At 66.3% G+C, this 12672-nt stretch carries 13 protein-coding genes; all 13 read left to right on the top strand.

Annotation, left to right across the window (positions count from 1 at the left end):
- The 13 genes from PDM29_RS04550 to PDM29_RS04490 all read left to right on the top strand — a co-directional run bounded on the left by PDM29_RS04550 (nt 1) and on the right by PDM29_RS04490 (nt 12608).
- Complete coding sequence (locus PDM29_RS04550; RefSeq protein WP_311192704.1) at nt 1-369, top strand: STAS domain-containing protein; 369 nt, start codon at nt 1-3, stop codon at nt 367-369.
- Entirely contained in the window at nt 366-767 is a 402-nt protein-coding gene (locus tag PDM29_RS04545) for an anti-sigma regulatory factor (RefSeq protein ID WP_311192703.1), read from the top strand. Before PDM29_RS04550 ends, PDM29_RS04545 begins: the two co-directional genes overlap by 4 nt.
- A complete protein-coding gene (locus PDM29_RS04540) occupies nt 758-1774 on the top strand; it encodes an ATP-binding protein (RefSeq protein WP_311192702.1) in 1017 nt (338 codons plus the stop codon). The genes PDM29_RS04545 and PDM29_RS04540 overlap by 10 nt, the downstream gene beginning before the upstream one ends.
- Nucleotides 1771-2637 (top strand): sensor histidine kinase, encoded by an 867-nt coding sequence (locus PDM29_RS04535; RefSeq protein WP_311192701.1) that lies wholly within the window; start codon nt 1771-1773, stop codon nt 2635-2637. Before PDM29_RS04540 ends, PDM29_RS04535 begins: the two co-directional genes overlap by 4 nt.
- The gene (locus tag PDM29_RS04530) at nt 2624-4567 is read left to right on the top strand and encodes a response regulator (RefSeq protein WP_311192700.1); all 1944 of its coding nucleotides are present in this window, start codon (nt 2624-2626) and stop codon (nt 4565-4567) included. Before PDM29_RS04535 ends, PDM29_RS04530 begins: the two co-directional genes overlap by 14 nt.
- 219 nt (nt 4568-4786) lie before the next feature.
- On the top strand, nt 4787-6253 hold the full coding sequence (locus tag PDM29_RS04525; protein WP_311192699.1) for a SulP family inorganic anion transporter: 1467 nt from the start codon (nt 4787-4789) through the stop codon (nt 6251-6253).
- A gap of 134 nt (nt 6254-6387) precedes the next feature.
- A complete protein-coding gene (locus PDM29_RS04520) occupies nt 6388-6567 on the top strand; it encodes a hypothetical protein (RefSeq protein ID WP_311192698.1) in 180 nt (59 codons plus the stop codon).
- Between the two features lie 248 nt (nt 6568-6815).
- Nucleotides 6816-8723, top strand: coding sequence for a glucans biosynthesis glucosyltransferase MdoH (mdoH, locus tag PDM29_RS04515; RefSeq protein WP_311192697.1), 1908 nt, complete (start codon nt 6816-6818; stop codon nt 8721-8723).
- Nucleotides 8724-9428: 705 nt separating this feature from the next.
- Nucleotides 9429-9791, top strand: a complete 363-nt coding sequence (locus tag PDM29_RS04510) for a hypothetical protein (RefSeq protein ID WP_311192696.1) — start codon at nt 9429-9431, stop codon at nt 9789-9791.
- Nucleotides 9788-10096 carry a hypothetical protein gene (locus PDM29_RS04505; RefSeq protein ID WP_311192695.1) on the top strand — a complete coding sequence of 103 codons (309 nt, stop codon included), beginning with the start codon at nt 9788-9790 and terminating at the stop codon, nt 10094-10096. The genes PDM29_RS04510 and PDM29_RS04505 overlap by 4 nt, the downstream gene beginning before the upstream one ends.
- A gap of 61 nt (nt 10097-10157) precedes the next feature.
- The gene (locus tag PDM29_RS04500) at nt 10158-10826 is read left to right on the top strand and encodes an alpha/beta hydrolase (protein WP_311192694.1); all 669 of its coding nucleotides are present in this window, start codon (nt 10158-10160) and stop codon (nt 10824-10826) included.
- Nucleotides 10823-11869: a sensor histidine kinase gene (locus PDM29_RS04495; protein ID WP_311192693.1), complete on the top strand. Its 1047-nt coding sequence runs from the start codon at nt 10823-10825 to the stop codon at nt 11867-11869. Before PDM29_RS04500 ends, PDM29_RS04495 begins: the two co-directional genes overlap by 4 nt.
- A gap of 10 nt (nt 11870-11879) precedes the next feature.
- Entirely contained in the window at nt 11880-12608 is a 729-nt protein-coding gene (locus tag PDM29_RS04490) for a LytR/AlgR family response regulator transcription factor (RefSeq protein WP_311192692.1), read from the top strand.
- Nucleotides 12609-12672: the final 64 nt, after the last annotated feature.

The following is a 12672-nucleotide window of genomic DNA, read 5'->3' as shown; positions in this document are numbered from 1 at the left end:
ATGGAGCGCATTCCCATTCTGCAGATGGGTGACCTGCTGCTGGTCACCATCCAGGTCGACATGCACGACCAGCTCGCGCTGGCTCTGCAGGACGACCTGAGCGAACGCATCCAGCGTACGTCGGCGCGTGGCGTGCTGATCGACATCTCCGCGCTGGATATCGTCGACTCGTTCATCGGTCGCATGATCTCCACCATCTCCTCGATGGGACGGATCATGGACGCCGCCACGGTGGTCGTCGGCATGCAGCCCGCCGTGGCGATCACCCTGGTTGAACTGGGCCTCACGCTCGACGGCGTGCGCACCGCGCTCAACGTCGAGCGTGGCATGCAGCTGCTGCGTCAGAGCCACAACGCAGAGGCCCCATGACCGACCTCAGTGGATCCCTGCCGATCCGCATTGAACAGGACGTCGTGCTGGCCCGCCAGACCGCGCGTCAGGTCGCCGTTGCCTGCAAGCTGAGCCTTATCAACCAGACCAAGCTGGTCACCGCAGCCAGCGAGCTCGCCCGAAATGCCGTCATCTACGGTGGCGGCGGCGAGATGACCTGGGACGTGGTCGACAACGGCCTGCGTCGTGGCCTGAGACTGGTATTCAGCGACAACGGCCCCGGCATTCCCGATGTGGCCCAGGCGCTGACCGACGGCTGGTCGTCAGGCACCGGCATGGGCCTCGGGTTGTCCGGCTCACGTCGGCTGGTGGATGTCTTCGAACTGGAGAGCGCGCCCGGCAACGGCACGCGGGTCACGCTCGTCAAATGGATCTGAATTTCTCCGGCCACGTAACCCGGGTCGTGGCCGTGGAGGAAGCTTCCCAGGTCGGGCAGGCGCGGCGCGAAGCGTTGGCGCTTGCCCATCACATCGGCTTTGACGAGATCGACGCCGGCCGGGTGGCGCTGGCCGCCACCGAAATGGCGACCAACGTGATCAAGCACGGCCGTGGTGGGCGCATGCACCTCTCCATTGCCTGCGGTCGAGGGGGCCTCGGCGTGGAACTGTGCACGCTCGACAACGGCCCTGGTTTTTCGCTGGCGCAGGCCATGCCGGACGGCTACTCAACGGGCGGCACCCAGGGCCTGGGCATGGGCGCGATCCAGCGCCAGGCTGCGGTGCTGGAGGTGTGGGCCGATGCAAAGGGCGCGGTGATGGTCGCGCGCGTCTATGCCAGTCGCGCGGCACGCAACGTGGACATGCCCTATGGGGCGCTGCGTCTGGCGCTGCATGATGAGCCGGTGTGCGGCGACGCCTGGCACCTGCACGCCGATGCCAGACAGGTCACCCTCACCCTGATCGACGGGCTGGGGCACGGTCTGCCCGCGTCCGACGCCGCCCAGGCCGGCGTGGCAGCCGCTGCACAGCGCGGCGCGGCCGGACCGGTCGAGGTCATCACCGCATTGCACGCCGGCATGTCCGGCACCCGCGGCGGGGCGGTTGCCGTGGCCAGCGTCGAGGTGGAGTCGGGCAACGTGTCGTTTGCCGGGGTCGGCAACATCGCCGCCACGCTGTGCGAGCCCACCAGCAACCGGGGCATGGCCTCGCTTCCGGGCATCGTCGGTGTGCAGTACCGCAAGGCGCAACCATTCCATTTTCACGCGGCCGCAGGCACGCTTCTGGTCATGCACAGCGATGGTCTGCAGGCGCGCTGGAACCTGCGCGACTACCCCGGTCTTCAGCACCGTCACCCGGCACTGGTGGTGGCGGTGCTGCAGCGCGATTTTGACCGGGGTCGTGATGACGCCAGCATTGTGGCCCTGCGCCTCGGAGACCTGCATTGAACGCCTTGCCCCCCGAACAGGAAATCCAGCAGCTGCGCGAGCAGGCCGCATCGCTGCGTGCGGAGCTGGAGGAAACCAACCAGGGTGTGTTGGCGTTGTATGCCGAGCTGGACCAGCAGGCCGAACAGCTGCGCGAGGTCTCTGATCTCAAGAGCCGCTTCCTGTCCTACATGAGCCATGAGTTCCGCACCCCGCTGGGCTCGATCCTGAGCATGACCCGCCTGCTGGAAGACGGCATGGACGGTCAGCTCAACGACGAACAGATGCGCCAGGTGCGCTTCATCAGCGCGTCCACCTCGGAACTGCGCGAGATGGTCGACGACCTGCTGGACCTGGCCAAGATCGAAGCGGGGCGCATCACCATTTCGCCGGCCTGGTTCGACCTGATGGATCTGTTCTCGGCGCTGCGCGGCATGTTCCGTCCGCTGGTGGATGGCAACCAGGTGGATCTCGTTTTCGAAGACCCGCCGCCGCTGCCGATGCTGTACACCGATGACAAGAAGCTGGCGCAGATCCTGCGCAACTTCATTTCCAACGCGCTCAAGTTCACTCCGAATGGCCGGGTGGTCGTGTCGGCACATCTGGAGAGCGAGGAATGCGTGCGCTTCAGCGTGCGTGACACCGGCATTGGCATTCCCGCCGAAGTGCTGTCCACCCTGTTCAAGGACTTCGTGCAGGTGGATACCCCCCTGCAGCGCGGCCTTCGCGGCACCGGTCTGGGCCTGTCGCTGTGCAAGCGGTTTGCCGAGCTGCTGGGCGGCAAAGTGGGCGTGCACAGCACGCCGGGCGAGGGCTCGGAGTTCCATGTGACCTTGCCGCTCAAGCTGGATCCGGAACGGGAGAGCGCCGATGCCCGCCCGTGACCGCATTCTGGTGGTGGACGACAACGCCGCCACCCGCTACTCCGTGCGCCGGGTGCTGGAGCACCACGGGTTTTCTGTGGACGAAGCCGGCACCGGCAGCGAAGGTTTGGTACGGCTGCAGACCACCGAGTACGGGGCGCTGGTACTGGACGTCAATCTTCCCGACATGAGCGGGTTCGACGTGGTGCGGCATCTCCGTGCCGAGCCCCGCACGCAACTGTTGCCGGTGGTCCACGTGTCGGCCGCTGCCGTAGCCAGTGGCGATCTGATCACCGGGCTCAACGCCGGTGCGGATGGCTATCTGATTCATCCGGTGGATCCGGATGTACTGCTGGCGACGCTGCGCAGCCTGCTGCGTGCCCGTCGCGCTGAAGAAGCCCTGCGCGAGGCGGAGGCGCGTTTCGGCGAGATATTCCGGCAGATCAATGCCCCCATTGCCGTGCTCGACGGCGACCTGCGGATACAGGACGCGAACGCCGCCTTTCTGCGATTGCTGGGCGACGTCAGTGCTCCCGGCCGGGTACGCCAGCTGCTGGGCATCCAGGCCGAACCGCTGGCGGCGCTGCAGGCAGCGCTGGCCGCCGGCGAGCGTTGGCAAGGCACGTTCACCGTGCAGGTACAGGGTCTGCCACGGATGACCGAATGGCGGGTCACGCCCTATCGCCCGGTCGGCACGGGCCTGGTGCTGGTCGAAGACATCACCGCGCATCACGTACGCGAAAGCGAGCAGCGGCAGGAACTGGAAAGCGCGAACACCGAACTGGCATTCCAGATCTCCGAGCGCGAGCGCACCGAGCGGGAGCTGCTCCAGGCGCAGAAGATGGATGCGCTGGGCCAGCTTACCGGCGGCATCGCGCACGATTTCAACAACCTGCTGACCACGATCATTTCCGGGCTGGACATGATCGAGATCGCTGCAGGCAGCGGGCGCTGGGACAAGGCATCGCGCTACGCCGAACTGGCCACCGCATCAGCGCATCGCGCCGCGGCCCTGACCCAGCGCATGCTTGCCTTCGCGCGCAAGCAGCCGCTGGATCCGCAGACCTTCGATATCGTGGCGCGGGTGAATTCGCTGGAGGACATGCTGCGTCGTTCGATTGGCGAAAACATTGAACTGGAACTGGAGCTGGGAGACACCCCGCTGGTGGCGGTGGCCGATCCGAACCAGTTCGAGAACGTGATCCTCAATCTGGTCATCAATGCGCGCGATGCGCTGGCCGGCAGCGGCCTGATCCGCATCCGCGCCAACCCGGTGCAGATCGAGCGCGATCACGAGCTGGCTCCGGGCGCTTACATCAGCGTGAAGGTGCTCGACAACGGCACTGGCATCGCGCCCGAACTGCTGACCAAGGTGTTCGAGCCGTTCTTCACTACCAAGCCGCAGGGCGAGGGCACCGGCCTGGGTCTGTCGATGACCTACGGCTTCGCACGTCAGTCGGGCGGCGTGGCACGCATTGCCAGCGAGGCCGGCGAGGGCACGGAAATTGAACTGCTGCTGCCGCAGGGCGTCGCGTCGGCGCAGCCACGGGCCGGGCAGCACGAGCCTACCCAGCTGGGCAGCGCGCAGCGCATCCTGCTGGTGGACGACACCGAGGCGGTGCGGATGATGGTTCGGGAAATGCTCACCGAAGCCGGCTACGAGGTGGTCGAGGCGAAAGACGCACAGCAGGCGCTGCTCGAACTGCATTCGCCACGTGGCGTGGACCTGCTGTTGTCTGACGTCGGCCTGCCCGGCATGAACGGGCGTGACCTGGCCGATGCGGCGCGCGCGCTGCGCCCGGACCTGCCGGTGCTGTTCGTCACCGGTTACACCGAGCAGGCGGCCGAGCGCGGTGCGTTCCTGGGCCCGGGCATGGCACTGCTGCCCAAACCCTTCAACGTGCATGAGCTGCTGCGCAGCGTCGGCGCGATGTTCGGGCCCGTGCATTGACCTTGCCCGTAGTGACACGCCATGCGTGTCATGCGTGAACGTTGCAGCACCGCGATGACACGCATGGCGTGTCACTACGGGCTGCGGTATTCTGCGCGGCCTCCCGTCGCCCTTCGGAACTCTGTGATGACCCCACCCTGAAACCACCAGCCACTTGGCAGGAAAGGGTTGTTTCCATCACACAAGCGCCGTGCGTGACGCCGGCGCGGGAGTTTTCACATGTCTGTTTCCTATCCGCTGCGCCAGCAATGGCTCGGCAATGTCCGCGGTGATCTGCTGTCCGGCGCGGTTGTCGCGCTGGCGCTGATTCCAGAAGCCATCGCGTTCTCGATCATCGCCGGGGTCGATCCCAAGGTCGGGCTGTACGCCTCGTTCTGCATCGCCGTGGTCACCGCCATTGCCGGTGGCCGACCAGGCATGATCTCGGCCGCCACCGGGGCCATGGCGCTGGTGATGGTGGACCTGGTCAAGGACCATGGCCTGCAGTACCTGCTGGCGGGGACGATCCTCGCCGGCGTGCTGCAGGTGATCGCCGGCGCGCTGAAGCTGGGCGCGCTGATGCGCTTCGTATCGCGCTCGGTCATCACCGGCTTCGTCAATGCGCTGGCCATTCTCATCTTTCTGGCGCAGATGCCCGAGCTGATCGGACGTTCGTGGCAGGTGTGGGCGGTGTGCGCCGCCGGTCTAGCCATCATCTACCTGCTGCCGCGCGTCACCCGGGCGGTGCCGTCGGCGCTGGTCGCCATCGTGGTGCTCACCGCGCTGTCGATCGGGCTGCACTGGGACATCCGAACGGTGGGGGACATGGGCGCGCTGCCTGACAGTCTGCCCACGTTCTTCCTGCCTGACGTGCCGTGGACTTGGGACACCCTGCGCCTGCTGCTGCCGGTGTCGGCCACGCTGGCCGTGGTGGGACTGCTGGAGTCGATGATGACCGCGCAGATCGTCGAGGACATGACCGACACTCCCAGCCAGCGCAACCGCGAGTGCGCCGGGCAGGGGCTGGCCAACATCACGGCGGGCTTCTTTGGCGGCATGGGCGGCTGCGCGATGATCGGTCAGTCGGTCATCAACGTCTCCTCCGGTGGGCGCGGGCGGCTGTCGTGCCTGGTCGCCGGAGTGCTGCTGCTGTTGCTGGTGGTCTATGGCTCCGAATGGGTGCGGCAGATCCCGATGGCGGCGCTGGTCGCGGTGATGATCATGGTCAGCATCGGCACCTTCCATTGGCGTTCATTCGCTGAGATGCACACGCATCCGAAGAGCTCGTCGATGGTGATGCTGGCCACTGTGGTGGTCACGGTCGCCACGCACGATCTGGCCAAGGGCGTGCTCACCGGCGTGCTGTTGTCGGCGCTGTTCTTTGCGCGCAAGGTGGGGCGCATGCTGCAGGTCGACGAAGAAGCGCGCGGTGACGGCACCCAGGTCTACACCGTCCGCGGCCAGGTGTTCTTCGCCTCGGCAGGGCAGTTCGCCGCCAGCTTCGATCTGCAGCACGCCGCGCCCCAGGTGTTGATTGACCTCACCCACGCGCACTTCTGGGACCTCAGCGCGGTGGGCGCGCTGGAGCAGGTGACAGAAAAGCTGCGCCGGCATGGGGCCCACGTGGAGGTCATTGGCCTCAACGAGGCCAGCCAGACCCTGATCGACCGCGTGGGACGGCCCAGCGGCAGTGCCAGCCTGCACTGAAAGCGCTTACAGGATGCGGCGGCGCTGGCAACGCCGCCGTCGTCACACATTCGTCCCGAATTTCCTATAGGGTGCGCATTCCGTCGGGCGGGGAGCCCGGCGGCTGCACATTGAAAGGAAACGAGAGTCAGACCATGTCCAGCGTAGTGACGTCGCCCGAACGGCCCCAGGCCGGTCCGTGCATCGCCCCTTGTCCGGTTGCCACCCAGGCCCAGCATCTGCTGGCCCAGCAGCAGTTTTCCCTGGCCGCTTCGCGCGCATTGGCGCGCCCGCCGGTTCCGACCGACGTCGCCGTGGCGCGCCCGGCCGCCTGATCGGCGGCCTCATCCTGAATAGGCAGCCCTTGTGCCACAAGGGCTGACGGCCACAGGCCGCTTTCAAACCTGAATGGGCGGCAAGGCCGCCCGCGCCTCTTCGCGCCCACCTTACATTTGCCCCCCTATGCTGGGCCGCATTTTTCGGCTCAGTGGCGTGGAGAGTACGTGGGTTCCGGTAGTGACAGACACAAACGGCGTGCCGTTTCCGGCAGCGACCTGACAGAACCCGCGCAGGGTAGCCGCGCATGAGTGTGCAGACCGTCAACGTCGTCATCGACGCGGGCCGCTCCGTGCTGCCGGCCGAAGTGCCGATGGCCATGCCCGAGCAGAGCTTCCGCGAAGGCCGCCTGCAGGTGCCGAAACAGCGCACCGCGCCGCGCATGATGGCGCTGCGCCGCTTTTACATTCTGGGTGGCACCGCCGCGATGACCGCAGCGGCGACCGCGATGATGTGGAAGGTGCTGGCCAGCAATGGCATCAGCGTGCTGGAAGCCTGCCTGCTGGTGCTGTTCGTGGCCCTGTTTGCCTGGATCGCGCTGTCCTTCGCCGGCGCGCTGGCCGGCTTCCTCACCGCCGTGTTCGACCGGGGTTACAAGCTGGGCATCGACCCGGACGAACCGCTGCCGCAGGTGCATACCCGCACCGCGCTGCTGATGCCCACCTACAACGAAGACCCGCGCCGGCTGCTGGCTGGCCTGCAGGCCATCTATGAGTCGGTGGCGGAAACCGGGCAGCTGGAACAATTCGATTTCTACGTGCTCAGCGATACCCGTCGCGAGGACATCGGCGCGGCCGAGGAGCAGGCGTTCGCCGAACTGTGCGACGCGGTCAACGGGCACGACCGCCTGTTCTACCGCCGCCGTGGTGACAACAGCGGGCGCAAGGCCGGCAACATCGCCGACTGGGTGCGCCGCTTTGGTGGCGGCTACCCGCAGATGCTGATCCTGGACGCCGACAGTCTGATGACCGGCGACACCATCGTGCGGCTGGTGGCCGGTATGGAGCACAACCCGGACGTGGGTCTGATCCAGACGCTGCCGGCGGTGATCGGTGGGCGCACCCTGTTCGCGCGCATGCAGCAGTTTGGTGGCCGCGTGTATGGCCCGGTGATCGGCCGTGGCGTGGCGTGGTGGCATGGTGCGGAAAGCAATTACTGGGGCCACAACGCGGTGATCCGCACCCAGGCCTTCGCCGAGAACGCGGGTCTGCCGCCGTTACCGGGCCGGCAGCCGTTCGGCGGCCACGTGCTGAGCCATGACTTTGTCGAGGCGGCGCTGATGCGGCGCGGCGGCTGGGCGACGCACATGGTGCCGTATCTGAAGGGGAGCTATGAGGAAGGTCCGCCGACGCTGACCGACATGCTGGTGCGCGACCGTCGCTGGTGCCAGGGCAACCTGCAGCATGCCAAGGTGGTGGCCTCGAAGGGGCTGCACTGGGTCAGCCGCATGCACATGATGATCGGCATCGGGCATTACTTCACCGCGCCGATGTGGGGCATGTTGATGCTGATCGGCATCGCCATTCCGCTTTTCCAGGGCGGCATCGATTTCAACGAGGTGTTGCACATCTCACCGCAGTTGTACTGGCGTGCGCAGGATGAGGAAAAGGTGATCCGCATGTTCGCGATCACCATGGCGGTGCTGCTGCTGCCGAAGGTGCTGGGCTATCTGGCGATGCTGCTGGATCCGGTGGAACGCCGGGGCTGCGGTGGCGCGATCCGAGCGTTCATCTCGATGTTGCTGGAAACGCTGCTGGCGGCGCTGATGGCACCGGTGGTGATGTACGTGCAGTCGCGCGGTGTGGCCGAAGTGCTGGCGGGCAAAGACTCGGGCTGGGATGCACAGCAGCGCGACGACGGCGGCATTTCCTGGCCGGCGCTGATTCGCGGTTACGGCGGGTTGAGTGTGTTCGGTTTGTTCATGGGTGTGCTGGCCTACGCGGTGTCGCCGTCGCTGGCGGCGTGGATGGCCCCGGTAGTCGTGGGCATGGTGCTGGCCATCCCGGTGGTGGCGCTGACCTCGGACCGCCGCGCGGGCACGTTCCTGCGCCGCTTGGGTCTGATGGATATCCCCGAAGAGATCAACCCGCCAACCATCCTCGTACGCGCGGCCGAATTGCGCCGCGCCGCCGCAGAACGCCCGTCGTCGCACTGACTACGTATCGCCGGGCGCTGCCCGGCTGCTGTTGGATTTGGGCGAACAACCCTCGGCTGCCGGTCTACGTGCCTGGGGCCATCGGGTGGGGGGTACGGGACACGCCGTTAACCCATCCATGGGGGCTCGTCGAAAACATCCATGTTTTCAACGGTCCCGTACCCCCCATCCGATGGCCCCTCGATACAGGGTCGGTGGCCACAGGAAATCAACATCAACAGCTGGCATCACCGGCGCGCCCTTCGCATCACCCAACTGACGCACGCGACCCAAACACAACGATTGGCTCGTAACCGCACGGCCTCAGAAACACGCACGCACGTCACACATTGAAACATCGGCCACACGCGCCACCTGTTTCACCTTCATGCGCATGCCACTACTGCCACAAGCCCTCCGCAAAACAACCGCGCCAATTGCGTCGCACCATTTGCCCGCGCGTGCAAAACCCGCCACGCTTGTGCCGCAATTGGCTATGTCAGTTGCCGTTCGATTCCTGCAGGGTAGGCCCCGGAGCGTAGAATCTCCACAGCGATTGCAACATGTTGTCCTGCGTGGGAATCGTACGTCCTGCGTCGGGAGGGTGGCTAATAAAACACCTCTGCAAAGGGGGAATACGCCCGCCGTTTCTGCATTCGTTGTGCGGTTCTAACCTCCCGACCCCTCGCCATTCCGGCAGGGGTCGCACTCTGCAGGAGGTTTGCAATGAAACCGCAACGGTCGGACATACTCGAAGAAGCGTTCAACAACGCAGCACCCGCGCATTGCTGCGCAGTATGCGGTGCCCCTGCACCGCCGCCCCCGTTTCCGCCGCCTGAAGACGATGACCTCGGCGGCGTTGAATATCTGATGATGCGCGGCCGCTGGCTGCGTTACATGGGGCTGGGCAAAGGCACGTGGTTCAAAGTGGAATTCGACGGTACGCGCATCATTTCAACGCCGGTGTATCCACCCGGTTTCCGCATGCTGCACATGCCCACCGAAGTGCTGCGCGAGGTGCACTACACGCAGGTACGTGAGCACCGTCACAACCCGCGGCCGGGCCGGCGGCGGAGGGTGCGGCGATGAGAAAGCCGGTCTGGATAAAGACAAAAGTGGAAGACGACCTGCGCTGCCGATTCAAAGGCGCGGTGATGGAGGAGGATTACGCGCCGGCGGAAGCCATCCGCATGTTCATGGAGCGCGTGGTGGAACGCAGTGAGAACCGGAGCCGAGTCGACCTCACGCTGTGGAGCAACGCGGTTCGCGATGCGGCCGACGATGTGGCGGATGACATGTGCATCGGTCAGCCGGAGCCGCCGTACGGCGAAGAGGATGAGGTGCAGCGGGCGCGAAGAGAGGGCTGGGCCAGCCCGGGGTTTGGTCGTGACTGACGGTTGGGACATGCACAACGAGGTTCCCGCATAATGGTCCCATCCCCCCTGGAGCCGCACGATGTCGCAAGCGTTGGAAACCGTGGTGAACGAAACCGGTGCCGATCCGCAGTGGTCGGTGATCTGGCTGCACGGCCTGGGGGCCGACGGCCATGACTTCGCCCCCATCGTGCCCGAACTGGTGCGTGAGCACTGGCCGGCGATCCGCTTCGTGTTCCCGCATGCGCCGGTGCAGCCGATCACCATCAACAACGGCCTGCCGATGCGCGCGTGGTACGACATCGTGGGTATGGACTTCCGCTCGCGCGCCGACAGTGCCGGCGTGGCGGCTTCGGTGCAGCTGCTCGACGGCCTGATCGAGGCAGAGATCGCGCGCGGCGTTCCGGTCGAACGCATCCTGCTGGCCGGCTTCTCGCAGGGTGGGGCTGTCGTGCTCAGCAGTGCGTTGCGCCGTCGCTGGCCGGTGGCGGGCTTGATTGCCCTATCCACCTACCTGCCCGATGCCGAGGCCGCTGCCGCCTCGGCTGCCGCGGAAGGTCCGCTGCCGCCGGTGTTCATGGCGCACGGGCAGAAGGATCCGGTGATTCCGCAGGACGTGGCCGTGCACAGCGCCAAGGCGCTCAAGGAGCTCGGCTTCCCGGTGGAATGGCATTCCTATTTCATGGTCCATCAGGTCTGCGCCGAAGAAATCCAGGCGCTGGGCGACTGGTTGGACGCGCGCTTCCGATGAGCGATCCGCGCCAGCAGTCCTGGCTTCCTGACCTGTGCCGCCTGCCGCGGCTGGGCGCGATGCTGGGGCTGTCCGAACTGGTGGTGGTGGTGGTGGCGCTGGCACCGGATGGCAGCCGCCAGTGGGGGTTGTCGGACTTCCTGTCTGCCAGCGGCCTGGCCTTGTGGCTGGCATTGGCGGTCACGGTCACGTTGTGTGCGGCACGCCAGCCGCTTTCGCGATTACCCGAAGCACTGGGCACCGTGGTGGTGGTGGCGGCCGCGGCACTGATCGCGGCGATCTGCACGGGCATCGTGCATGCGCTGTACGACGCGCTGGGCACGTCGGGCTTCACCCACGATGTGGGTTTCTGGCGCTTCACCCTGGGCTGTGCCACGGTCACCGCGCTGATCGTGGCGCTGGCGTTGCGCTACTTCTACGTCGCCGACCGCTGGAGCGCGCAGACCGTGGCCAATGCCCGTGCGCAGGCCGATGCCCTGCAGGCGCGCATCCGCCCGCACTTCCTGTTCAACAGCATGAACCTCATCGCCAGCCTGGTTCGGCGCGACCCGGTGGTGGCCGAGCGCGCGGTGCTGGACCTGTCCGATCTGTTCCGTGCGGCACTGGGGGCGGGCGAGGGTGACTCCACCCTGCAGGCCGAATGCGAGCTGGCCGAAGCCTATCTTTCAATTGAATCGTTGCGTGTGGGCGAACGCCTGCAGGTGCAGTGGCAGCGCGAAGAGCCTTTGCCGTGGTCGCTGCCGATGCCGCGGCTGGTGCTGCAGCCGTTGGTGGAAAATGCCGTGCTGCATGGCATTTCACGTCTGCCGGCCGGGGGCACCATCGTCATCTCGCTGCGCTGCGAGAACAACCAGCTGCGCATCACTGTGCGCAATCCGGCCCCGGACCCGCAGGCGCGGGCCTTGCCGCTGGCGCATGGGGCCGGCCACGCGCAGCGCAACATCGCGCACCGCCTGGCCTGGCGCTATGGCCCCGGCGCGCGGATGACGGGGGACTGGAACGACGGCTACTATGCCTGTGACATCACAGTGCCCCTGCCGTGAGGAAGACTGCTTGAGAGTGGTGATTGCCGACGATGAGCCGCTGGCGCGCGAGCGGTTGCGCAGCCTGCTGGGTGAACTGCCGGGAGTGGAGGTCGTGGCCGAAGCGGAAAACGGCGAACAGGCCCTGCATGCCTGCGCCGAGCTGCAGCCGGACCTGGTGCTGCTCGATATCGCCATGCCGGGGCTGGACGGGCTGGAGGCCGCGCGCCATCTGGCCACATTCGATCCGCGCCCGGCGGTGGTGTTCTGCACCGCCTACGACGCACACGCCTTGTCGGCGTTCGAAGCGGCGGCCATCGATTACCTGATGAAGCCGGTGCGCGCCGAACGGCTGGCCGCTGCACTTGAACGCGCGCGCACCTTCCTGGCCGGGCGCAACGGACAGCCGAGCACGCCCAGCCAGCAGGCCCGCACGCTGTTATGCGCGCGCCTGCGCGGCAGCCTGCGGCTGATTCCAGTGGAAGACATCCACTACCTGCAGGCCGAGGAAAAGTACGTGGTGGTGCACCACGCACGCGGCGAAGACCTGATCGAGGAATCGCTGAAGTCGCTGGAAGAAGAGTTCGCCAGCCGCTTCGTGCGCATCCACCGCAACTGTCTGGTCGCCCGGCATGAACTGGTGGAACTGCGCCGCAATGGCGGTGGCCAGGTGCAGGCGGTGCTGCGCCATGGCAAGGCACCGCTGGAGGTCAGCCGGCGCTGCGTGGCCAGCCTGAAGCAGGAACTGAAGCATCTGTGAGGTCACGACCAACGGTCGTGACCTACCCCTGCGTGCCACCCGGTAGGTCACGACCGTTGGTCGT

It is taken from the genome of Stenotrophomonas oahuensis (assembly GCF_031834595.1).
In the GTDB taxonomy this organism is placed as follows: Bacteria; Pseudomonadota; Gammaproteobacteria; order Xanthomonadales; family Xanthomonadaceae; genus Stenotrophomonas; species Stenotrophomonas oahuensis.
Note: the sequence above shows the minus strand (reverse complement) of the source record. Positions and strands in the feature narration are given on the sequence as shown.

What these genes read in the sequence shown, in the direction of transcription:
- PDM29_RS04550 (WP_311192704.1), top strand. Translation starts at nt 1, where the DNA reads ATGGAGCGCATTCCCATTCTGCAGATGGGTGACCTGCTGCTGGTCACC.
- PDM29_RS04545 (WP_311192703.1), top strand. Translation starts at nt 366, where the DNA reads ATGACCGACCTCAGTGGATCCCTGCCGATCCGCATTGAACAGGACGTC.
- PDM29_RS04540 (WP_311192702.1), top strand. Translation starts at nt 758, where the DNA reads ATGGATCTGAATTTCTCCGGCCACGTAACCCGGGTCGTGGCCGTGGAG.
- PDM29_RS04530 (WP_311192700.1), top strand. Translation starts at nt 2,624, where the DNA reads ATGCCCGCCCGTGACCGCATTCTGGTGGTGGACGACAACGCCGCCACC.
- PDM29_RS04525 (WP_311192699.1), top strand. Translation starts at nt 4,787, where the DNA reads ATGTCTGTTTCCTATCCGCTGCGCCAGCAATGGCTCGGCAATGTCCGC.
- PDM29_RS04520 (WP_311192698.1), top strand. Translation starts at nt 6,388, where the DNA reads ATGTCCAGCGTAGTGACGTCGCCCGAACGGCCCCAGGCCGGTCCGTGC.
- mdoH (WP_311192697.1), top strand. Translation starts at nt 6,816, where the DNA reads ATGAGTGTGCAGACCGTCAACGTCGTCATCGACGCGGGCCGCTCCGTG.
- PDM29_RS04510 (WP_311192696.1), top strand. Translation starts at nt 9,429, where the DNA reads ATGAAACCGCAACGGTCGGACATACTCGAAGAAGCGTTCAACAACGCA.
- PDM29_RS04505 (WP_311192695.1), top strand. Translation starts at nt 9,788, where the DNA reads ATGAGAAAGCCGGTCTGGATAAAGACAAAAGTGGAAGACGACCTGCGC.
- PDM29_RS04500 (WP_311192694.1), top strand. Translation starts at nt 10,158, where the DNA reads ATGTCGCAAGCGTTGGAAACCGTGGTGAACGAAACCGGTGCCGATCCG.
- PDM29_RS04495 (WP_311192693.1), top strand. Translation starts at nt 10,823, where the DNA reads ATGAGCGATCCGCGCCAGCAGTCCTGGCTTCCTGACCTGTGCCGCCTG.